Origin of the sequence: Amycolatopsis sp. cg5 (genome assembly GCF_041346955.1) — a bacterium.
Taxonomy (GTDB): Bacteria; Actinomycetota; Actinomycetes; order Mycobacteriales; family Pseudonocardiaceae; genus Amycolatopsis.
Map to the genome: position 1 here is coordinate 727,694 of NZ_CP166849.1, position 20,431 is coordinate 748,124.

Annotated in this window: 21 protein-coding genes; 6 read left to right on the forward strand and 15 right to left on the reverse strand. The window is 68.3% G+C overall.

Translation table 11 applies throughout. The features are described from left to right. Positions 1-7 precede the first annotated feature (7 nt). Complete coding sequence (locus tag AB5J62_RS03685) at positions 8-757, reverse strand: MIP/aquaporin family protein (RefSeq protein WP_370946670.1); 750 nt, start codon at positions 755-757, stop codon at positions 8-10. A gap of 191 nt (positions 758-948) precedes the next feature. On the opposite strand from AB5J62_RS03685, the gene glpD reads away from it, so the two are divergent. Then, a complete protein-coding gene (glpD, locus tag AB5J62_RS03690) occupies positions 949-2,718 on the forward strand; it encodes a glycerol-3-phosphate dehydrogenase (protein WP_370950168.1) in 1,770 nt (589 codons plus the stop codon). A 126-nt stretch (positions 2,719-2,844) separates the two neighbouring features. On the opposite strand, the gene AB5J62_RS03695 is transcribed toward glpD, so the two are convergent. From AB5J62_RS03695 to AB5J62_RS03715, 5 genes are all read right to left on the reverse strand, one after another. Beyond that, entirely contained in the window at positions 2,845-3,375 is a 531-nt protein-coding gene (locus AB5J62_RS03695; RefSeq protein WP_370946671.1) for a GNAT family N-acetyltransferase, read from the reverse strand. 9 nt (positions 3,376-3,384) lie between these two features. Beyond that, entirely contained in the window at positions 3,385-3,744 is a 360-nt protein-coding gene (locus tag AB5J62_RS03700; protein WP_370950169.1) for a DUF1707 domain-containing protein, read from the reverse strand. 37 nt (positions 3,745-3,781) lie between these two features. After that, a complete protein-coding gene (locus AB5J62_RS03705; RefSeq protein ID WP_370946672.1) occupies positions 3,782-4,309 on the reverse strand; it encodes a DUF1707 domain-containing protein in 528 nt (175 codons plus the stop codon). Positions 4,310-4,329: 20 nt separating this feature from the next. Continuing rightward, positions 4,330-6,117 (reverse strand): biotin carboxylase N-terminal domain-containing protein, encoded by a 1,788-nt coding sequence (locus AB5J62_RS03710; protein WP_370946673.1) that lies wholly within the window; start codon positions 6,115-6,117, stop codon positions 4,330-4,332. A 109-nt stretch (positions 6,118-6,226) separates the two neighbouring features. After that, positions 6,227-6,508, reverse strand: coding sequence for an SAV_915 family protein (locus tag AB5J62_RS03715; RefSeq protein WP_370946674.1), 282 nt, complete (start codon positions 6,506-6,508; stop codon positions 6,227-6,229). Between the two features lie 50 nt (positions 6,509-6,558). On the opposite strand from AB5J62_RS03715, the gene AB5J62_RS03720 reads away from it, so the two are divergent. Next, positions 6,559-7,287, forward strand: a complete 729-nt coding sequence (locus tag AB5J62_RS03720) for a hypothetical protein (protein WP_370946675.1) — start codon at positions 6,559-6,561, stop codon at positions 7,285-7,287. Between the two features lie 136 nt (positions 7,288-7,423). On the opposite strand, the gene AB5J62_RS03725 is transcribed toward AB5J62_RS03720, so the two are convergent. Both AB5J62_RS03725 and AB5J62_RS03730 read right to left on the reverse strand, forming a co-directional pair. Further along, a complete protein-coding gene (locus AB5J62_RS03725; protein WP_370946676.1) occupies positions 7,424-8,770 on the reverse strand; it encodes a dicarboxylate/amino acid:cation symporter in 1,347 nt (448 codons plus the stop codon). A 100-nt stretch (positions 8,771-8,870) separates the two neighbouring features. Beyond that, positions 8,871-9,500, reverse strand: coding sequence for a nucleoside triphosphate pyrophosphatase (locus AB5J62_RS03730; RefSeq protein ID WP_370946678.1), 630 nt, complete (start codon positions 9,498-9,500; stop codon positions 8,871-8,873). Between the two features lie 210 nt (positions 9,501-9,710). On the opposite strand from AB5J62_RS03730, the gene AB5J62_RS03735 reads away from it, so the two are divergent. Further along, positions 9,711-11,516, forward strand: a complete 1,806-nt coding sequence (locus tag AB5J62_RS03735) for a glycoside hydrolase family 3 protein (protein WP_370946680.1) — start codon at positions 9,711-9,713, stop codon at positions 11,514-11,516. Positions 11,517-11,596: 80 nt separating this feature from the next. Here AB5J62_RS03735 and AB5J62_RS03740 read toward each other — a convergent pair whose 3' ends face one another. After that, positions 11,597-13,036 (reverse strand): DHA2 family efflux MFS transporter permease subunit, encoded by a 1,440-nt coding sequence (locus AB5J62_RS03740; RefSeq protein WP_370946682.1) that lies wholly within the window; start codon positions 13,034-13,036, stop codon positions 11,597-11,599. Beyond that, complete coding sequence (locus AB5J62_RS03745; protein WP_370946684.1) at positions 13,020-13,646, reverse strand: PadR family transcriptional regulator; 627 nt, start codon at positions 13,644-13,646, stop codon at positions 13,020-13,022. The genes AB5J62_RS03740 and AB5J62_RS03745 overlap by 17 nt, the downstream gene beginning before the upstream one ends. A 116-nt stretch (positions 13,647-13,762) precedes the next feature. Here AB5J62_RS03745 and AB5J62_RS03750 point away from each other — a divergent pair, with 116 nt between their 5' ends. After that, positions 13,763-14,635: a GNAT family N-acetyltransferase gene (locus AB5J62_RS03750; RefSeq protein WP_370946686.1), complete on the forward strand. Its 873-nt coding sequence runs from the start codon at positions 13,763-13,765 to the stop codon at positions 14,633-14,635. 11 nt (positions 14,636-14,646) lie between these two features. After that, positions 14,647-15,342 carry an RraA family protein gene (locus AB5J62_RS03755; protein WP_370946688.1) on the forward strand — a complete coding sequence of 232 codons (696 nt, stop codon included), beginning with the start codon at positions 14,647-14,649 and terminating at the stop codon, positions 15,340-15,342. Positions 15,343-15,604: 262 nt separating this feature from the next. Here AB5J62_RS03755 and AB5J62_RS03760 read toward each other — a convergent pair whose 3' ends face one another. The 3 genes from AB5J62_RS03760 to AB5J62_RS03770 all read right to left on the reverse strand — a co-directional run bounded on the left by AB5J62_RS03760 (position 15,605) and on the right by AB5J62_RS03770 (position 17,991). Then, positions 15,605-16,018 (reverse strand): hypothetical protein, encoded by a 414-nt coding sequence (locus AB5J62_RS03760; RefSeq protein WP_370946690.1) that lies wholly within the window; start codon positions 16,016-16,018, stop codon positions 15,605-15,607. 121 nt (positions 16,019-16,139) lie between these two features. Next, positions 16,140-16,355, reverse strand: a complete 216-nt coding sequence (locus AB5J62_RS03765) for an acyl-CoA carboxylase subunit epsilon (protein WP_370946692.1) — start codon at positions 16,353-16,355, stop codon at positions 16,140-16,142. 7 nt (positions 16,356-16,362) lie between these two features. After that, the gene (locus AB5J62_RS03770; RefSeq protein WP_370946694.1) at positions 16,363-17,991 is read right to left on the reverse strand and encodes an acyl-CoA carboxylase subunit beta; all 1,629 of its coding nucleotides are present in this window, start codon (positions 17,989-17,991) and stop codon (positions 16,363-16,365) included. Positions 17,992-18,070: 79 nt separating this feature from the next. On the opposite strand from AB5J62_RS03770, the gene AB5J62_RS03775 reads away from it, so the two are divergent. Further along, complete coding sequence (locus AB5J62_RS03775; RefSeq protein WP_370946696.1) at positions 18,071-18,466, forward strand: PPOX class F420-dependent oxidoreductase; 396 nt, start codon at positions 18,071-18,073, stop codon at positions 18,464-18,466. Between the two features lie 69 nt (positions 18,467-18,535). Here AB5J62_RS03775 and AB5J62_RS03780 read toward each other — a convergent pair whose 3' ends face one another. Both AB5J62_RS03780 and AB5J62_RS03785 read right to left on the reverse strand, forming a co-directional pair. After that, positions 18,536-19,198, reverse strand: coding sequence for a response regulator (locus AB5J62_RS03780; protein WP_370946698.1), 663 nt, complete (start codon positions 19,196-19,198; stop codon positions 18,536-18,538). Then, on the reverse strand, positions 19,195-20,343 hold the full coding sequence (locus AB5J62_RS03785) for a sensor histidine kinase (RefSeq protein WP_370946700.1): 1,149 nt from the start codon (positions 20,341-20,343) through the stop codon (positions 19,195-19,197). The genes AB5J62_RS03780 and AB5J62_RS03785 overlap by 4 nt, the downstream gene beginning before the upstream one ends. Positions 20,344-20,431: the final 88 nt, after the last annotated feature.

Below are 20,431 nucleotides of genomic sequence, written 5' to 3' on the forward strand. Positions count from 1 at the left end.
CTAGCTCCTAGGTCAGGTTGTGGACGGCGAGGTACAGGAGAGCGGCGATCGCGCCGCCGACCAGCGGGCCGACGACCGGGATCCACGAGTAACCCCAGTTCGCGTTCGCCTTGTTCTTGATCGGCAGCACGAAGGCGTACGCGATGCGCGGGCCGAGGTCACGGGCCGGGTTGATGGCGTACCCGGTCGGGCCACCGAGCGAGGCGCCGATCACCAGCACCACGAACGAGACGCCCGCGTAGCCGAGCGCGGAGTTGCCGAAGGTCGGCACTCCGGCGTCGCCCGCCTTGAAGCTCGGGCTGAGCAGGATCCAGGCCACGAGCACGAAGGTACCGATGATCTCCGTCACCAGGTTCCACGCCGTGTTGGCGATCTGCGGGCCGGTGGAGAAGATGCCCAGCGTGTTCTCGGGTTCGGGGTGGTCGTCGAACTGGAGCTTGTAGGTCGCCCAGCAGAGGATGGCGCCGAGGATCGCGCCGACCAGCTGACCGGCGATGTAGAACGGGACGTCACCCCATTCGGTCTTGTCGGCGATGGCGAGCCCGAGCGTGACGGCCGGGTTGAGGTGCGCGCCACTCGGATTGGCGATGCTGGCGCCGGTGAAGACCGCGAAGGCCCAGCCGAGGTTGATGAACAGGAATCCGGCGTTGTGGCCGTTGTTCTTACGCAGGACATGGTTCGCGACCACGCCGTTGCCGAGCAGGATCAGGGTCGCCGTCCCTAACAGCTCCCAGACGAATATGGCCCCAGCACTCACTCTTCGGCCCTCCACTTTGGACGATATGCGCGGGGCCGACGATCGCGTTGCGGCGCCATTGCCGACCCACGTCCGAGGCACGTTACCGGTGCGTACCGGTTCGTCAAAGGAGCCGACTGCCCCAATCTGTTCACGCTCGGGGAGTGCTGCGCCACACGCGAGGCCAGGTGGGGATGCGCCTCGAAGAGAACATGCGATGCTGGAGGCCCGAAACACCCGAGGAGGAGTGTCACGTGGCTGAGTCGCAGGCGAACCCGGCGCGGCTGGGCCCGCAGAAGCGGGAAGAAGACTGGCAGCGGCTGGGCAAGGAGACCTTCGACCTGGTCGTCATCGGCGGCGGGGTGGTCGGCGCCGGTGTCGCGCTCGACGCGGCGACGCGCGGGCTGCGGGTCGCCCTCGTCGAGGCGCGCGACCTGGCGTCCGGCACGTCGAGCCGGTCGAGCAAGCTGTTCCACGGCGGCCTGCGCTACCTGGAGCAGCTCGAGTTCGGACTGGTCAGGGAAGCGCTGAAGGAACGTGAGCTGATGCTCACGACGCTCGCGCCGCACCTGGTCAAGCCGGTGAGTTTCCTCTATCCGCTGACCAAGCGCGTCTGGGAACGGCCGTACACCGCGGCCGGGCTGTTCTTGTACGACTCCATGGGCGGCGCGCGGTCCGTGCCGGGCCAGAAGCACCTGAGCCGCGCAGGCGCGCTGCGGATGGTGCCCGCGCTGAAGCGCAACGCGCTCATCGGCGGCATCCGCTACTACGACGCGCAGGCCGACGACGCGCGGCACACCATGACCGTCGCGCGCACGGCGGCGCACTACGGCGCCATCGTGCGGACGTCCACCCAGGTCGTCGGCTTCCTGCGGGAGGCGGACCGGATCTCCGGCGTGCGCGTGCGCGACGTCGAGGACGGCCGCGAGACCGAGATCCACGCCAGCGCGGTGATCAACTGCACCGGCGTGTGGGCCGACGAGCTGCAGCGGCTCTCCGGCGGGCGCGGGCGGTTCCGCGTGCGGGCGAGCAAGGGCGTGCACATCGTCGTCCCGCGTGACCGGATCGTCTCGGAGTCGGGACTGATCCTGCGCACCGAGAAGTCCGTGCTGTTCGTGATCCCGTGGGGAAATCACTGGATCGTGGGAACCACCGACACCGACTGGAACCTCGACCTGGCGCACCCGGCGGCCACCAAACACGACATCGACTACATCCTCGAGCACGTCAACACCGTCCTCGCGACGCCGCTGACGCACGACGACATCGAGGGCGTCTACGCCGGGCTCCGGCCGCTGCTGGCCGGCGAGAGCGAAGAGACGTCGAAGCTGTCGCGTGAGCACGCCGTCGCGCGCGTCGCGCCCGGTCTGGTGGCGATCGCGGGCGGCAAGTACACGACGTACCGGGTGATGGCGGCCGACGCCGTCGACGCGGCCGCGGTCGACCTGCCCGGCAGGCCGCAGTCGTCGATCACCGAGAAGGTGCCGCTGCTCGGCGCCGACGGCTACCACGCGCTCGTCAACCAGGCCGACCACGTCGCGGCGCAGCACGGACTGCACCCGTACCGCGTGCGGCACCTGCTCAACCGCTACGGCTCGATGGTGCACGAGGTCCTCGCGCTGGCCGACGGCAGGCCCGAGCTGCTCAAGCCGATCGAGCACGCGCCCGACTACCTCGGCGTCGAGGTCGTCTACGCGGCGGCGCACGAGGGCGCGCTGCACCTGGAAGACGTGCTCGCGCGGCGCACCCGCATCTCGATCGAGTACCCGCACCGGGGCCGCGAATGCGCCGAGCAGGTCGCGCGCCTGATGGGCGAGGTGCTGGGCTGGTCGGAGGAGACCGTCAAGCGCGAGATCGAGGTCTACAACGCGCGGGTCGACGCCGAGGTCGAGTCGCAGTCGCAGCCGAACGACGAGGCGGCCGACGCTCTGCGCTCGGCGGCCCCCGAAGCCCGGGGTGGGCTCACGGAGCCGGTCAGCTGAAAAAATCCCAATGCGTCTTTCGGTCCTTCGTAGGGACCGAAAGACGCATTCGGGACGTGGCAGGGACCGAAGGACGCATTCGGGATCTCCAACGGACCGAAGGACGCATTGGGATTTTTCCCGGGCTCAGGGGCGCTTGGTCCACCGGATCAGGCGGGAGCCGGTGGGGGCGAGGTCCGGTTCGGGGCCGATGAGCGTGAAGCCGCACCGTTTCGCGACGGCACCCGAGGCGGTGTTCGACTCTTCGTACCGGTAGGCGACTTCGCGTAGGTCGAGCGCGCCGAAACCGAAGCGCAGCGCGGCTTCGAGCGCGACCGTGGCGATGCCTTTGCCCCGGGCGTCGGCGGCGACCCAGACCGCGGCTTCGGCGAGGCCCGCGTCCAGGTCGAGGTCCTTCAGGCCGACTTCGCCGAGCAGGTCGCCTGTCGTCGGCTCCGCGATGGCCCATGAGCAGCGCTCGTCGCCTGCCCATTGGGCGGTGCGCAGCGCGACGTATTCGGTCGCCTCGTCGAGGGTGCGCAGGCGGTAGTTGAGCACGTAGCGCCGGTGCACCGGGTCGGCGAAGCCCGCCATGAGCGCGGGGCGGTCGTCCATGAGCCGGTCAGCCCTGAGCTGCCGGAGGTAGTACGTGCCCGCGTTGATCTCGACCGGTTCCACGGAACGACCTTATCGGCGTCCGGACCGGAGCAGGAGCACGACGACCGGGATCAGCAGCACGGCGAACCAGGCCGCGCCGCGGGTCAGCAGGAGCATGCCGACACCGAGCGCGATCGCGATCGGGACCGCGCCGACGTTCAGCCAGCGGGTCGGTGCCGCCGAGACGGGTTCGGTGACGGCGCCGCGGATCAGCACGCTCGGGCGGGGTGACGGCAGGTCGTCGAACAGCGGCGCCAGCTCGGCGACGGTCTTGGCCTGGGTGATCTTCGCGGAGCGGGTGCCGAACTCGTCGATGTCGAGACGCCCGGTGCGCACGTGCTCGCCGAGCACGTCCATGGCGTCCTGGCGCTCAGCGTCGCTGAGGCGCATGTTCGATCGGTCCGCGCTCACGCCAAGATCCTAGGGTTCAGCGCCCCAGTTCCCTACGGCGCTCACGACGGTGGTCACGGAGCTCACGGTGCCGGTCACGCTGGCGCTTCTGGTCCTGCTCCCAGTCCGCGCCCCACACCGCCTTGCCGAAACCGGTCGCGGCCATCGGGATGAAGAACGTCCACCACGCGCCGACGGTCACCGTCAGCACGATCGCGGCGACGAACAGCACCGGGATGATGCCGGCGACGAGCCGCTGGTTCAGCGGCCGGTCCGTCCACGCGATGGGCTGGCCGGGCTGCGCGACAGGCTGGACCGCCGTGGCCGGAGCCGGTGCCGGCGCGGCGACGGGCTGGTCTTCCCCCAGCCTCGGGTGAGGCTGGGGGAGATCGGAGAAGATGGCCGCGAGGTCGCCCCGCGTCTTCGCCGTGGTCACCTGCGCCGACCGCTCGCCGTACTCGTCCAGGTCGATCCGGCCGACACTCATGTGCTCGCCCAGCGCCTGGAGCGCGGCCTCGCGTTCGGGGTCGCTGATGCGCAGCTGCGGCGACGGGACTTCGTTCACCCGACCAGTGTAGGAGCTTTTCAGTCCTTCAGTTCCAAAAGCACGGTCCCTTGGGTCACGGCCGCGCCGACCTCGACGGAAAGTCCGGTCACGGTGCCCGCTTTGTGTGCGGTGACCGGGTTTTCCATCTTCATCGCCTCGAGCACGACGACCAGTTCGCCCGCTTCGACCTGCTGGCCCTCTTCGACGGCGACCTTGACGATCGTGCCCTGCATCGGCGCGGCCACCGCGTCACCGCTCACCGCGGCCTTGGTGCCGCCCGCGCGCTTGCGCGGCTTCGCCTTGACCGCCGAGCCGCCACCGCCGGAGGCTTCGACGTTCAGCGTGCCGGGCAGCGAGACCTCGAGGCGGCGCCCGCCGACCTCGACGACCACGTTCTGGCGGGGCGCCTCGTCTTCGGCGTCTGCCGAGTCGGGGGCGACGAATGGCGGGATCTGGTTGTCGAACTCGGTCTCGATCCAGCGGGTGTGCACGCTGAAGCCGTTCTCGTCACCGATGAACGCCGGGTCGTCGACGATCGCGCGGTGGAACGGGATGACCGTGGCCATGCCCTCCGCGACGAGCTCGTCCAGCGCGCGGCGGCTGCGCTCCAGCGCGTTCTGCCGGTCGGAGCCGGTGACGATCAGCTTCGCGAGCATCGAGTCGAACTGGCCGCCGATGACCGTGCCGCTCTCCACCCCGGAGTCGACGCGCACGCCGGGCCCGGACGGCGCGATCCACTTGGTCACCGTGCCGGGCGCGGGCAGGAAGCCGCGGCCCGCGTCCTCGCCGTTGATGCGGAACTCGATCGAGTGACCGCGCGGCTCGGGATCGGCCGTATAGGTCAGTTTTTCGCCACGCGCGATGCGGAACATCTCGCGCACGAGGTCGATTCCCGTTGTCTCCTCGGAAACCGGGTGTTCCACCTGGAGTCGCGTGTTCACTTCGAGGAACGAGATCGTGCCGTCGACGGCGACGAGGTATTCGACCGTGCCGGCGCCGAAGTAGCCCGCTTCCTTGCAAATCGCCTTGGCGGAGGAGTGAATCCGCTCGCGCTGCTCGTCGGTGAGGAACGGCGCGGGCGCCTCTTCGACGAGTTTCTGGTGGCGGCGCTGCAAAGAACAGTCGCGGGTGCCGACGACGATGACGTTGCCGTGCTGGTCCGCGACGACCTGCGCCTCGACGTGACGCGGCTTGTCGAGGTAACGCTCGACGAAGCATTCGCCCCGGCCGAACGCCGAAACGGCTTCGCGCACGGCCGATTCGAACAGCTCGGGGATCTCTTCCTTGGTACGCGCCACTTTCAGGCCGCGCCCGCCGCCGCCGAACGCCGCCTTGATGGCGACCGGGAGCCCGTGCTCCTCGGCGAAGGCGATGATCTCGTCCGGCCCGTTGACCGGATCCTTGGTGCCCGGCACCAGCGGCGCGCCCGCGCGCAGCGCGATGTGCCGCGCGGTGACCTTGTCGCCGAGGTCGCGAATGGACTGCGGGCTCGGGCCGATCCAGGTGATGCCCGCGTCGATCACGGCCTGGGCGAAGTCGGCGTTTTCGGAGAGGAAGCCGTAGCCGGGGTGCAGCGCGTCGGCGCCGGAGCGCTTGGCGGCGTCGAGGATCTTGTCGAAGACGAGGTAGCTCTCGGCGGCGGTCGTCCCGCCCAGCGCGAAGGCCTCGTCGGCGAGCCGGACGTGCGGCGCGTCGCGATCGGGGTCCGCGTACACGGCGACGCTGCCGAGGCCTGCGTCCTTCGCGGCCCTGATCACCCGGATCGCGATCTCGCCGCGGTTGGCGACGAGCACCTTGGTCACCGGTCCGCCTACCTGCTCGCTCACGCCGTTCCTCCTCGAGTCGTCACCGCTGACCGCCAGCACTTTACCGATGAGTAGCCCTCGTTGGAGTGAGAGACAGACCACCCGGCCGTCCCTGTATAGCAGGGGCTTCCTAGTGGCGGAGTCCTTCAGGCAGCGGTGAATCCAGCATGATGAGGTCATAGTGCTGGCGCGCGTGGAGTTTCGGTAGATGCTCGGTGGAGACACGCACCCAGTGCTGGTTTTCCCCGCAGCATTCGACCAGCTGGTCGAGCGTGGAGAAGGCGACCAGCGCGATGCTGCCGTCCGGGGTGTTCCGCAGCTCGATCGACGCTTCGGCGGAGGTGCCCGCCGGGCCGGGCACGGGCGTGCCGGTCGGCAGGAACAGGACTGGGGGAAGACTGGGGTTCGTCACACTGACAACATAGACGTGCACGCTGAGCGAGATCGCTTACGCTCTGGTCCATGGAGAAACTCGGGTCGCGTGCGCCCCGCTCGGTGCTGGTCACCGCGGCGGTCGCGATGGTGGTGGTCGTCGGCACGCTCGTCGCCGTCGTCGCACTGCGGCCGCGCGCCGACCAGGCGGAGGAGCCCGCGTCGCCGGGCCCGGGGCCGACGATCAGCGGCGCCGTCGACCCGACGGTCTGCGGGTCGTCGCCCTGCCAGGCCATCGCCACGCAGGAGGTCAACGGCGAGAAGGTGACGCTGCTGGCCAGCGCCGACAGCACCGTCGCGAGACTCGACGTCGGCGCGCCGCCGTCGAGCGCGACCGTCGACCTCACGATCACCGAGCAGGGCGTGAAGCTCAGCCAGGATTCGCTGCGCTGCCTCGGCGGCACGGTGGCCGCGTGCCTCGTGCGCGGGCCGGTGACCGGCGGGCAGGTCGGCGAGGTCGTCGCGAATCGCGGCTCGAGCTGGGAGATCGCGAGCCAGGCGTACCTGTCGGACGCGAACTACATCGGACTGGCCGACGTCGCGGGCACCGAGGCCCCCGAAGTCACCGTGGTCCGCCACGACTGCCCGACCACCGCGCAGGACACCCCGAAATGCGCGGCCGCGCCCGTGGTGGCCGAGGTGTTCGACCTGGGCGGCCGCTCGATCGGCTGCACCAAGCGCAAATACACCTCGCCGTCCCAAATGCGCGGCTACCCGACGATCCGGCTGTCCACATCGGACTTGGGCTCCTGCGGCTGAGGCCGTAAAAAAATCCCAATGCGGCATTCGGTCCCTGCAAGGGCCCGAATGCGTCTTTCGGTACGTGCCAGGGCCCCAATGCGTCTTTCGGTCCTTTGGCGGGACCGAAAGACGCATTGGGATTTTTTTAGCTGGGTCAGGCGGGGGCCGGGACGGCCTGGGTGCTTGAGTCGGCGGGGCGAGGGGTGTCGGTCGGCGCGTTGAGGACCTCGTCGTCGAGCAGGCCTTCGGTGCGGGCGACGATGGTCGGGACCACGATCTGGCCCGCGACGTTGGTGGCCGTGCGCATCATGTCCATGATCGGGTTGACCGAGTAGATGAGCGCGATGCCGACCGCGACCTGCTTGGCGTCGAGGCCGATCACCGAGGTGGTCAGGGTGAGCGCGGTCAGCCAGCCGGTGGTGCCCGCGGTGGCCAGCGCGCCGACGACGGCGACCACGATGATCAGCAGGTACTGGCCGATGTTGAGCGACACGCCCGCGATGTTCGCGATGAAGATCGCGCCGATGGCGGGGAAAACGGCCGCGCAACCGTCCATTTTGGTCGCGCTGCCGAGCGGCGTGGCGAACGAGGCGTAGCCGGGGTCGACGCCGAGGTTGACCGCGGCCTGCCGGGTCAGCGGGAGCGTCGCGGCCGATGACTGGGACGCGAACGCGAACTGGATCGCGGTGCCCGCCTTGGAGAAGAACTTGAGCGGGCTCACCTTCGCCACGAACCGCAGCAGGATCGGGTAGACCACGAACAGCACCAGCAGGCAGCCGACGTAGACGGCGACGGTGGTCGACAGCAGTGGCTTGAACAGCGCGTCGCCGTAGTTCGCCACGGCCGCGCCGATCAGGCCGATGATGCCGAGCGGGGCGAGCCGGACGACCCAGCCGAGGTAGCGCTGGATGATCTCGAAGGCACTGGTGGTGAAGTCGACGAACGTCTTCGCCTTGTCGCCGAGGCTGTACGCGGCCGCGCCGATGATCACGGCGAGGAAGAGCACTTGCAGCGTCTCGCCTTCCGAGAACGCGGTGAAGAAGTTCTTCGGGATCAGGCCGTCGATGAAGGCGTCCCACGAGCCCCAGTTCGCCTGGCTTTTCACGGCCTTCTCGGCGTTCTTGGCCGTCGCCGCGACGCCCGCGCCGAGGCCGCCGCTGCCCGGGTTGAAGATCAGCCCGACGACGATGCCGATGACCGACGCGATGAACGAGGTGATGGCGAACCAGAGGAAGGTCTTGCCGCCCAGCCTGGCCGCGGTGCGGCCGCCGCCGAGGCCGCGCAGGCTGTTGATTCCGACCACGATCGCCGTGAAGACCAGCGGGATCACCGCGATCTGCAGCAGCGTGGTGAAGATGTCGCCGATGCGGCTCAGCGTCTCGGTCAGCCAGTCCGAGCCGGTGCTGCGGGCGAGCACGCCGAGTAGCGCGCCGACGACGAGTGAGCCGAGTACGACTCCGGCGAACACCTTGGGTTTGGTGTAGGTCCGTATGAAGGACACGAGGCCGCTCCGGTGATTGAAAGTTTCCTGTAGAGCCGAACCTGAATAACGTTCAGCGGTTCAGGACTCTTCCGGATCACCCGATCGTGTGGGGCGGCTCTCAGGATGTGGGAGAACGCCAGAGATCGACGACACTCACGCCGACCTCGGCGAGCAGCTTCCGGGTCAGCGGCAGGCTGATCCCGATCACGCTCGACGGATCGCCGTCGATGCCCTCGACGAACCAGCCGCCCATGCCGTCCAGCGTGAACGAGCCCGCGACGACGAGTGGCTCGCCGGTCGCGATGTAGGCGTCGAGTTCGGCCGGGCTCGGGTTGCCGAACCGGACGGTCGTGGTGTGGCTGCCGGAGGTCTCCTTCGATCGCTCGCCGCCGTCGAGCCGGATGATCGCGTGCCCGGTGAGCAATTCACCGGAACGGCCCGCCATTTCGGCCCAGCGGGCGCGGGCGACCTCCGGGGTGCCCGGCTTGCCGACGAGCGCGCCGCCGATCGAGAGCATCGAGTCGCAGGCGACGATCACGGCGTCGGAGTGGGTGCCGCGCACGGTTTCGACGACCGCTTCGGCCTTCGCCATCGCGAGCGCGGTGACCGTCTCGGCGGGCGTCGGGTCGATGAGCGCGGCGGCGATCGCGTCTTCGTCGACGCCGGAGACGACGACGCTCGGGTCGATACCGGCCGCGCGCAGTACGGCGAGCCTGGCGGGGGACTGGGAAGCGAGAACGAAGCGCACACGCAGAAGGTAGCCGAGTCGATCCGGTGATTCATTCACCGGACGACCAGGGGTCCCGCTCATCGGTGCCGTTACTCAATCGTGACGTGGGTCACTCGATCGTGGGGTTAGTTTGTTGTGACGCGCAACATATCCGTTTTAAGTACTTCGGAGGAACCAATGCCGCCCCGCCTCCGCGTCAGACGGTCTGTTCGGACGACGCAAACCGCTGTGCTCGCCGGTGTCCTGCTCGCAGGCACGGTCTTGGCCCCGGCCGCGTCGGCGAGCTACGGGCCGCTCTACAAGAACCCGCATCTCCCGGTGTCGCTGCGGGTCAACGACCTGCTGAAGCGGATGAGCCTGGACGACAAGATCGGCCAGATGGTGCAGGCCGAGCGCGGTGCGGTCACCCCGGCCCAGGCGGCGGATCTCAAGCTCGGCTCGATCCTCTCCGGCGGCGGTTCGGTGCCGGCGTCCAACACGCCCACCGGCTGGGCCGACATGGTCGACGGCTATCAGAAGGCGGCCGTCGGCACCCCGCTCGGCATCCCGACGATCTACGGCGTCGATGCCGTGCACGGGCACAACAACGTCTACGGCGCGACGATCTTCCCGCACAACATCGGCCTCGGCGCCACCAACGATCCCGACCTGGTCGAGAAGATCGGCCGCGCCACTGCGGAGGAGATCGCCGGCACCGGTCCACAGTGGAACTTCGCGCCGTGTCTCTGCGTCGCGCGTGACGACCGCTGGGGCCGCACCTACGAATCGTTCGGCGAGCACCCCGACGACGCGGTCGGCAACTCGTCCGCGATCACCGGCCTGCAGGGGCGCCGGTTGGGCGAGCGCAAGGGTTCCGTGCTCGCCACGGCCAAGCACTTCATCGGCGACGGCGGCACGCTGAACGGCGTCGACCAGGGCAACACGGTGATCAGCGAGGCCGAGCTGCGCCAGATCCACCTGCCGCCGTTCAAGGCCGCCATCAAACGTGGCGTCGGCTCGGTGATGATCTCGTTCTCCAGCTTCCAGGGCACCCGGATGCACGCCCAGCAGTACCTGATCACCGATGTGCTGAAGAAAGAACTCCGCTTCGACGGCTTCGTGATCTCGGACTACAACGCGATCAACCAGATCGACGGCCAGGACGGCTTCACACACGACGAGGTGCGGCTGTCGGTCAACGCGGGCATCGACATGTTCATGGTCCCGTGGGACGCGCCGCAGTTCATCACCTTCCTCAAGGACGAGGTCGCGGCCGGGCACGTCACGCTCGACCGGATCAACGACGCGAACAGGCGCATCCTCGCCAAGAAGTTCGAGCTCGGCCTGTTCGAGCACCCCTACACCGACCGGTCGTTCCAGAAGACCTTCGGCAGCAAGGACCACCGCGAACTTGCCCGCGAGGCGGTCCGCGAATCCCAGGTGCTGCTCAAGAACGACGGCGTGCTCCCGCTGAACAAGAAGAACAACAAGATCTTCGTCGCGGGCAAGAACGCCAACGACATCGGCAACCAGAGCGGCGGCTGGACGCTGACCTGGCAAGGCCAGAGCGGCCCGGTCATCCCGGGCACGACCATCCTCGACGGCATCAAGTCCGAGGCCGGGAAGGGAACCACGGTGACCTATGACCGTGCGGGTAGTGGAATCGACTCCAGCTACAAGGTCGCGGTCGCCGTGGTGGGCGAAACGCCTTACGCGGAAGGACAAGGCGACCGGCCCAAGAGCCTCGGCCTCGACGCCGAGGACCTCGCCACCATCGCCAAGCTGAAGGCGACCGGTGTTCCCGTGGTCGTCGTGCTGGTCTCCGGACGGCCACTCGACATCGCAGAGCAACTGCCCGGCTTCAACGGCCTCGTCGAGGCCTGGCTGCCCGGCAGCGAAGGCGCGGGCGTCTCGGACGTGCTGTTCGGTGATCACAAGCCGACCGGCAAGCTGACGGTCAGCTGGCCGTCCAGCTTCGCGCAAGAGCCCATCAATGTCGGAGACGGAAAGAAGGCGCTCTTCCCGTACGGCTACGGGCTCACCTACCGCCGCTGACTCTCCCGCGGCAGAAGGGCTTCTTCCATCCGGATCCCGCTCCTGGATGGAAGAAGCCCTTCGTTCTTGGTAGCGAGCCCTTAAGCGGCGACCTCGACGGGCGGGGCCGGGTTGGCGCGGGGTGCGGTCTTGCGCATCGCCAGCGCGGCGAAGATGCCGAGCAGCAGCACCGCGATCGGCAGGACGAAGGTCTCCTTGGCGGCCGTGGTCAGCGCGGCTTGGGGTGACTCGTGGTCGGCCATCGCCGCGGAGATCCTGGCCTGCAGCAGCACGCCGATCGCCGCGCTGCCGATCACGCCACCCACCTGCCGGGCCGTGTTGAAGATGCCGGACGCCGTGCCCGCGAGACGCGGCTCGACCGAGCCCATGGTCACGTTGCTCATCGGCGCGAAGATGAAGCCGATTCCGACGCCGCACACCAGCAGCGCGGGCACGAGCGCCCACGCGTTCGTGGAAGTCGTTGCCTGCCAGGCGAAAACGCCCAAACCCGCCGCCAGGCCAGCGAGGCCGATCATCACCAGGTACTTGCCGTTGAACTTGTCAGAGGCGCGGCCGACGAACGCGCCGACGACGCCTGCCAGCAAGGACATCGGGGCCGTGAGCACGCCCGCCATCGTCGGGGACAGCCCGAGCACCGACTGGATGTAGATGACCATCGGCAGGAACATGCCGGTCATCGCGAAGCCGACGGTGACCGCGGTGAGCGTGCCCGTCGAGAAGTTGCGGTTGGCGAAGACCTGCAACGGCACCAGTGGCTCGCGGCGGTTGAAGTGTTGCCACAGCACGAAAGCAGCCAGCAACAAAACGCCCGCGCCGATGATCTCGAAGACCGTGATCGGGCCGGTCACCTTGCCCCAGTCGTACTCCTGTCCGTTTTGGAGCCCGAAGATCAGGCAGAAGAGCCCGGCTCCGGACAGCAGGATGCCCACCAGATCGAAGGAATGCGCATGCTTCGGCTGCCAGTCGGGGACCTGGATCATGGTCAGCACCAAGGCGAGCAGGCCGACCGGCAGGTTGACGAAGAAGATCCATTCCCAGCCGAGGTGGTCGACCAGCACGCCGCCGAGCAGCGGGCCGACGATCGTCGCCACGCCCGCGACCGCGCTCCACAGACCCATGGCCGGGCCGCGCTTCGCGGGCGGGAAGAGGTGCGTGATGAACGCCAGCGTCTGCGGGGTCATCAGCGCCGCGCCGAGGCCCTGCACCGCGCGCGCCACGATGAGCATCTCGACCGTGCCGGACAGGCCGCACCACAGCGAAGCGCCGGTGAAGACGACCAGGCCCGCCATGAAGACGCGCTTCGGGCCGAAACGGTCGCCGAGGCGGCTGGTGAACAGCATCGGGACGGCGTAGGTCAGCAGGTACACGCTGACGACCCAGACCACGGCGTTGAGGCTCGCGTTCAGTTCTTTCAGCATGGCGGGTATCGCGATGGACACGATGGTCGTGTCCAGCAGGATCATGAAGAAACCCAGGCACAGCGCGGAAAGCGCGGCCCACGGGTTAGCCGGTTTTGTCATTGTTCTCGTCTTTCACTATGGACAGTCGCGGTTCCGGCTCGTCGGGCCATGGCATCCGCCCGGATTCCAGATCGGCGATGAGGCGTTGGGTGAAGTCCAGCTCGGACTTCCGTTGGTGGTTCGAGTAGGCGTAGTCGATCCAGTACAGCGGTGGGAGCTCGTCGCCGGTGACCTGCTTGATGATCACTTCGTCGGCGGCGATCTTCACCTTCAGGTTCATCACCCGCATCTTGAGCTGGGCGATGCCCTCGTCCTTGGTGAGTTCACTGAGCGCGGAGAGCGCGACCGGGAACTCCGGGTATTCGTCGGCGGGTGTCGCGATCATCGCCTGCGCCTGCGCGGCGAAGACGTCGCGCCCGAGCTCGGTCATGCCGTAGACCGTGCGCTCCGGGCGGCGGCCCTGCCGCTGGGTGTCGACCACCTCGATGAGTGCTTGGCCGTCCAGCCGCTCGACCGTGTGATAGAGCGAGCCGGGGCGCAGTTTCACCCGGTAGTCGACGCGGCGGTACCGCATGATCTGCGTCATTTCGTACGGGTGCATCGGACGCTCGTGCAGCAGTTCGAGGATGGCCATGGCCAACGGGGTCAGCGGCTGCTTGGGCGCGCCCATGATCTTGCTCCTGATGGATGAGTCCAGTTCGTTTATTCCACGTGGACTATACGACGCCGACTAGTAGTCGCCTAGACCGCTTTACGTGACGACGAATCTCTGACTAGAGTCAGAGGATGGATGCGACCACGGTGGAGCGAGTGCGCCGGTTCAATCGGACCGTCACCCAGCGGATCGGCGCGCTCGACGACGCCTACCTCGCGCGCGGGCGCTCGCTCGGCCAGTCCCGGCTGCTGTGGGAGATCGGGACCGGCGAGAGCGAACTGCGCTCGCTGCGTTCCCGGCTCGACCTCGATTCCGGTTACCTGAGCCGTCTTCTGCGCGCGCTGCAGACGGAAGGCCTCGTCACCGTCGAGACCGACGACACCGACGCACGCGTGCGCACCGCCAGGCTCACCCCGGCCGGGCTGGCCGAACTCGCCGAGCTGGACCGGCTCTCCGACGGGCTCGCCGAGTCGATTCTGGTGCCGCTCAACGAAAAACAGCGCGAGCGGCTGGTCGCGGCGATGGGTGAGGTCGAGCGGCTGCTGGTCGCTTCGATGGTCGACGTCGAGGTGCTCGACCCGCGTCACCCCGACGCCCGCTACTGCATCCGCGCCTATTTCGCCGATCTGGCCGCACGGTTCGACTTCGATCCGGACCAGACGATCTCCGCCGATGACGACGAGCTGACCGAGCCGTCCGGCCTGCTGCTCGTCGCCGCGCTGCACGGCGACCCGGTCGGCTGCGTCGCGCTCAAGTTCCGCGAAGACCACGCCGAGGTGAAGCGGATGTGGGTCTCGTCAGCGGTGCGGGGGCTGGGACTCGGCCGCCGCCTGCTCGCCGAGATCGAGCAGCGTGCCGCCGGCCGTGGCGTCCGCACGCTGCGGCTGGAGACCAACCACACCTTGATCGAAGCGATCGGGCTCTACCGCGCGGCGGGTTATCGCGAGGTCGAGGCGTTCAACGAAGAGCACTACGCCCACCACTGGTTCGAAAAGTCGCTCTGAAGGGAAGACGCATGGACAAGCTCCGTGAGCGGTTCGCGACGCTGACCACCGCGCACCTGGCCGACGCGTGCGTGCGCGCCGACGTCCCGGTGCGCTGCGTGTCACTGCACGCCGTCGAGCCGGGCACCCGCTTGCTGGGGCCGGTGGCGCCGGCGCGGCACACCGGGAGCGTCGACACCTTCCTGGAGGTGTTCGAAGAGTCCGTGCCCGGCGATGTGCTGGTGGTCGACAACGGCGGCCGCGTCGACGAAGCCTGCGTCGGCGACCTGGTCGCGCTGGAGGCGCAGAACGCCGGGCTGACCGGCATCGTGATCTGGGGACTGCACCGCGACACCGCCGACATCCGCGCGATCGGGCTGCCGGTGTTCAGCATGGGCTCGATCCCGACCGGCCCGCTGTCGGTCACGCCACGCCCCGAAGACGCGCTGGAGTCGGCCAGGGTCGGCGAGTGGACGGTCACCCGCGACCACTTCGTGCTCGGCGACGACGACGGCGTGCTCTTCGTGCCACGCGAGCGCGTCGAGGAGCTTTTCGGTGTGGCGGAAGGCATCCGCGACACCGAGCGGCGCCAAGCCGAGATCATCGGCGCGGGTGTCTCGCTGCGCGAGCAGGTCCGCTTCGACGCTTATCTGGCCAGGCGTGAGGAAAACCCGGCGCTGACGTTCCGCGAGCATCTGCGCGCGGTCGGCGGCGCCATCGAGGAGTAGCTCAGCTAGCGCGGCGAATTTGCGCCGGGCATTCGTTTGGGGTTTCGCCGCCAAAGAAGACTGGTCCAGATCGCGTATCGGTCATGGGCCAGCTTCTCTGCGATCGACGCACTGGCTTCGATGATCCTGTGGCGTTCACGGGGAGGGCAACCCCGAAGCCCGGCCCGTGTGATCCGTTCGATGGCGTCAGTGTCATGGCGGCAGACGCTTGCCCAAGTGACGAACCCGACCATGGCGGTCGCGGCCACAGCGAGCCAAAACATCACGAGTTCCTTGTCGGAGTGCTGGGCCGCAGTGTCTGCAGTGGGTGTCCGTTCGCTGTGATCGTCCAGAATGTCCAACCGTTTCGGTTGTTGTGGACCGACGGCTTGAGATGGCGCACCATGGCCATGGCTGCCCCGCTCGGTGACTTGAACTGCCGCCCGGAGAGTTCGCCGTTGGTGATCGTCAAACTTTGAGACTGGGTGTTGAAGAGTCCTTCGATCCGCGTGCCCTCGTACTGCGCGTGTACTGGGACTTCGGACTGACTGTCCGGCGGCGGGGGGGCGGGAACGATCTGGCGATCGGCGAACGACTGCAAAAGTCGATCGATTACCCCGGATTCTGTCGTAACCCATGCCTGCTGAAGCAGCTTAATTTTCTCTTTGGCTGATTCTGAAATCTCAATTTTGCTCACTGCTCGGCCTCACGCCCTGTCTCGGGGGTGTACGCGAGCCGACGTGTGCACCCTACGGATCTTTAGAGCAAAGATAGCACATGTGTGAGCATTTTGAAATTCAAAATGCTGAAGGAGTAGCTCAGCGCGGCAAGGCGGAGGCGCGCCAGGCGCCTTCGCCGGGGTGCAGCGGGCGGCGGACCGCCGCCTGGCGGTCGCCCCACCACGAGGTGCGTGCGGGTTTCTCGCGTGGGACGGCAGCCCAGGTCGAGGCGGCCGCGGCGACCACGGCGGTCAGCGCGGCCAGCTCGAACTCGTCCGGGTTGCCGCGCACGACGCGCAGCAGCGGTTCGGTCATGAGCACCTCACAGCGGGATGTTGCCGTGCTTCTTGGGCGGCAGTGCTTCGCGCTTGTCACGCAGCAGCGTCAGGGCGCGGGCGACGTGACCGCGGGTGTGCGCGGGCACGATCACCGAGTCGACGTAGCCGCGCTCGGCGGCGGCGTACGGGTTGAGCAGCGTGTCCTCGTACTCCTGGATGAGCTCGGCGCGCAGCGCGTCGACGTCCTTGCCCTCCTGCGCGGCGTTGGCGAGCGTCTTGCGGTGCACGATGTTCGCCGCGCCCTGCGCGCCCATGACGGCGACCTGCGCGGTCGGCCACGCGAGGTTCAGGTCGGCGCCGAGGTGCTTCGAGCCCATCACGTCGTACGCGCCGCCGTACGCCTTGCGCGTGATGACCGTGACCAGCGGGACGGTCGCCTCGGCGTAGGCGTAGATCAGCTTCGCGCCGCGGCGGATGATGCCGTTCCACTCCTGGTCGGTGCCGGGCAGGAAGCCGGGCACGTCGACGAAGGTCAGCACCGGCACGTTGAACGCGTCGCAGGTGCGCACGAACCGCGCGGCCTTCTCGGACGCGTCGATGTCGAGGCAGCCGGCGAACTGGGTGGGCTGGTTCGCGACGATGCCGACCGCGTGCCCGTCGACCCGGCCGAAGCCGACCAGGATGTTCGGCGCGAACAGCTCGTGCACCTCGAGGAACTCGCCGTCGTCGACCACGCGGTTGATGACCTCGTGCATGTCGTACGGCTGGTTCGGCGAGTCGGGGATGATCGTGTCGAGTTCGCGGTCGGACTCGGTGACGTCGTCGAAGAAGCCGCCCGGCGGCTCGGTCGAGTCGAAGACCGGCGCCTCGGAAAGGTTGTTGGACGGCAGGAACGACAGCAGTTCCTTGACGTACGCGATCGCGTCCTCGTCGTTCTCGCCCAGGTAGTGCGCGACGCCGGACTTGGTGTTGTGCGTGCGCCCGCCGCCGAGCTCCTCGAACGTGACGTCCTCGCCGGTCACGGTCTTCACGACGTCCGGGCCGGTGATGAACATCTGCGAGGTCTTGTCGACCATCACCACGAAGTCGGTCAGCGCGGGGGAGTAGACGTGCCCGCCCGCGTTCGCGCCCATGATCAGCGAGATCTGCGGGACCACGCCGGACGCCTTGACGTTGCGGGTGAAGATCTCGCCGTACAGGCCGAGCGAGACGACGCCTTCCTGGATACGCGCGCCGCCGCCCTCGTTGATGCCGATGATCGGGCGGCCGGTCTTGATCGCCAGGTCCATCACCTTGACGATCTTCTCGCCGTACACCTCGCCGAGCGACCCGCCGAAGACGGTCACGTCCTGGCTGAAGACGCACACGGGACGGCCGTCGACCGTGCCGTAGCCGGTCACCACGCCGTCGCCGTACGGCCGGTTCTTCTCCTGGCCGAAGTTGGTCGAGCGGTGCCTGGCGAGCTCGTCGAGTTCGACGAACGAGCCCTCGTCCAGCAGCAGTTCGATGCGCTCGCGGGCCGTTTTCTTGCCCTTGGCGTGCTGTTTCTCCACCGCGCGAGCCCCGCCCGCGTGCACTGCCTCGTCGTACCGGCGATAGAGGTCCGCGAGCTTGCCTGCCGTGGTGTGGATGTCAGGCTGCTCGTCACCGAGTGGCTGCGTCGCACTGCTCATGACCGGGCAGCTTAACCACGTTGGGGCCTTGTCGCGTGCTGCGTCGCGAACCTCACAACTCACGAGTAACTTGATCGGTATGGGGATTCAGCTTTCCGACGCCGTCCGCGCGCTGGTCGACGGCGCCAACTACGCGACGCTGTGCACGATCAACGCCGACGGCGGGCCGCAGAGTTCGGCCATATGGGTCGGGCTCGACGGCGACGACCTGGTGTTCTCGACGATCGCGGGCAGGCTCAAGGACCGCAACATGCGCCGCGATCCCCGGGTGAGCGTGACGATCATGGAACGCGCGAACCCCGAGAACTACACCGAGATCAGGGGCCGCGCGACCATCACCGAAGAGGGCGGCCGCGAACTCGACGACAAGCTCTCCTGGAAGTACGACGGCAAGCCCGCCGGTCACGACGCGCCCGGCGCGGTCCGCGTCGTCGTGCGCGTGGTGCCCGAGAAGGTCACCGGCCACGTCTCCTGAAGACCCGGGATAAAGCGGGCTTTACTCCCGGGGATAAAGCCCGCTAAATCCCCGGGAGTAAAGCGGGCTTTATCCCCGTGGCCTGACGAGGCCGGACTCGTAGGCGACGATCACCAGCTGGGCCCGGTCGCGGGAGGTCAGCTTGGTCAGCAGATGCCCGACGTGGGTCTTCACCGTGGCCAGGCTGACGTGCAGCGACTCCGCGATCTCGCTGTTGGACATGCCTTTCGCGACGAGTTCGAGCACGTCGCGTTCGCGGCTGGTCACGCCGTCGAGCGCAGGCGTCGGGCTGGACGCGGGCTCGGGGCGGCGCGAGAACTCCGCGATCAGCCGCCGGGTGATCGACGGCGCCAGCAGGCCGTCGCCCTCGGCGATCACCCCGATGGCGGACAGGAGGTCAGCGGGCGGGGTGTCCTTGAGCAGGAAGCCGCTCGCGCCCGCGCGCAACGCCGAGTAGACGTACGCGTCGAGGTCGAAGGTGGTCAGTATCAGCACCTTGACCTCGGCCGTCTCGGGATTCCCGCAGATCAGCCTGGTCGCTTCGAGTCCGTCCATCTCCGGCATGCGGATGTCCATGAGCACCACGTCCGGCCGCTCGGAGCGGGCGAGCTTGACGGCCTCGACGCCGTTCGCGGCCTCGCCGACCACGGTCAGCCCCGGCACGCTGTCCACCAGCACGCGGAAACTGCCGCGCAGCAGCGCCTGGTCGTCGGCGATCAGCACGCGGGTCATCGGGCGGCCTCGTAGGGGAGCTTCGCGAAGACCCGAAAGCCGCTTTCGGGGGATGGGCCTGCCTCGAACTCGCCGTCGTAGACCATCACCCGCTCACGCATGCCGATCAAGCCGTGCCCAGGCGGGCCGGGCAGCCTGGCCGAGCCGGTGTCGGTCACCTCGATGGCGACGGTTTCGCCGTCTGCGGCGACGGTGACCCGCGCGCTCGCCGGTGCCGCGTGTTTCACCACGTTGGTCAACGCCTCCTGCACGATCCGGTACACCGAAAGTCCCACGCCCTCAGGCAGATCGTCCACCCCGGTCGCGGTCAGCTCCACCTGGACCCCGGCCATCGCCGCGCGCTCGGCCAGCCCGTCGAGGCCGGTGGCGTCCGGCGCCGGGCCGAGTTCCGGCCCGTCCTCGCCCGACCGCAGCACGCCGAGCATGCGGCGCATCTCGGCGAGCGCGTCGCGGCTGGTGTTCTCGATGACGCGCAGCGCGTCGCGTGCCTCCTCCGGCTGCTCGACCGCGACGTGGTTGCCGACGGCCGCCTTGACCGCGATCAGGCTCATGCTGTGCGCGACCACGTCGTGCATCTCCCTGGCGATGCGCAATCGTTCCTCCGAAACCGCTTGCCGCGCATAGGCTTCCGCCGCTTCGGCGGCGAACTCGCGGCGTTCGAGCGACGCGCGTCCGGTCGTCCACGCGAGCGTCAGCACGGCGGCCCCGAAGGTGATCGCGGCGAGTGTCGCCAGCGAGGTGAACACGAGATTGGTCACCACGACCTCGGCGATCGCCACGGTCAGCGCCGTCAGCGACCGGCGGCGGGGGAGCGTGGCCGCGAGCGGATAGAGCGCGAACGCCGTCGCGACACTCGCGAGCCCAGAGATCGGGCCGCCGACCAGCAGCGCCGGGAACGGGAGCACCAGGCTGAAGCCGAACGCGAAGCGCGGCCACAGCCGCCTGGTCACCAGCGGCACGACCACCGCGAAGGCCAGCACCCAGGCCACCCAGCGCGGCACGGCCACCGGGAAGTCCCAGGTCTCGGCCCCGGTGTTGCCCGCGGTGGCCACCAGCAGCGCGGCGGCCGCGACCAGGTCGAAGGTGATCAGCCAGCCTCGGCCGAGCCGTCCGGCGAGCCAGGGTGGCATGGGTTCTGCGGTCACGTCCCGAACGGTATCGCCGCGGACGCCGCGTGCGCGTCGGTCTCGCGCCTGTCATCCCTGGGTAGGAGGAGCTGTAACCGCTCCCGAT

Bases quoted from the DNA above. Each gene is read 5' to 3' on its own strand.
- glpD (WP_370950168.1), top strand. From the start codon at position 949: ATGCGATGCTGGAGGCCCGAAACACCCGAGGAGGAGTGTCACGTGGCT.
- AB5J62_RS03700 (WP_370950169.1), bottom strand. From the start codon at position 3,744: ATGCGCCTCAGCGACGCTGAGCGCCAGGACGCCATGGACGTGCTCGGC.
- AB5J62_RS03720 (WP_370946675.1), top strand. From the start codon at position 6,559: ATGGAGAAACTCGGGTCGCGTGCGCCCCGCTCGGTGCTGGTCACCGCG.
- AB5J62_RS03740 (WP_370946682.1), bottom strand. From the start codon at position 13,036: ATGACAAAACCGGCTAACCCGTGGGCCGCGCTTTCCGCGCTGTGCCTG.
- AB5J62_RS03745 (WP_370946684.1), bottom strand. From the start codon at position 13,646: ATGGGCGCGCCCAAGCAGCCGCTGACCCCGTTGGCCATGGCCATCCTC.
- AB5J62_RS03750 (WP_370946686.1), top strand. From the start codon at position 13,763: ATGGATGCGACCACGGTGGAGCGAGTGCGCCGGTTCAATCGGACCGTC.
- AB5J62_RS03755 (WP_370946688.1), top strand. From the start codon at position 14,647: ATGGACAAGCTCCGTGAGCGGTTCGCGACGCTGACCACCGCGCACCTG.
- AB5J62_RS03765 (WP_370946692.1), bottom strand. From the start codon at position 16,355: ATGACCGAACCGCTGCTGCGCGTCGTGCGCGGCAACCCGGACGAGTTC.
- AB5J62_RS03770 (WP_370946694.1), bottom strand. From the start codon at position 17,991: ATGAGCAGTGCGACGCAGCCACTCGGTGACGAGCAGCCTGACATCCAC.
- AB5J62_RS03775 (WP_370946696.1), top strand. From the start codon at position 18,071: ATGGGGATTCAGCTTTCCGACGCCGTCCGCGCGCTGGTCGACGGCGCC.
- AB5J62_RS03780 (WP_370946698.1), bottom strand. From the start codon at position 19,198: ATGACCCGCGTGCTGATCGCCGACGACCAGGCGCTGCTGCGCGGCAGT.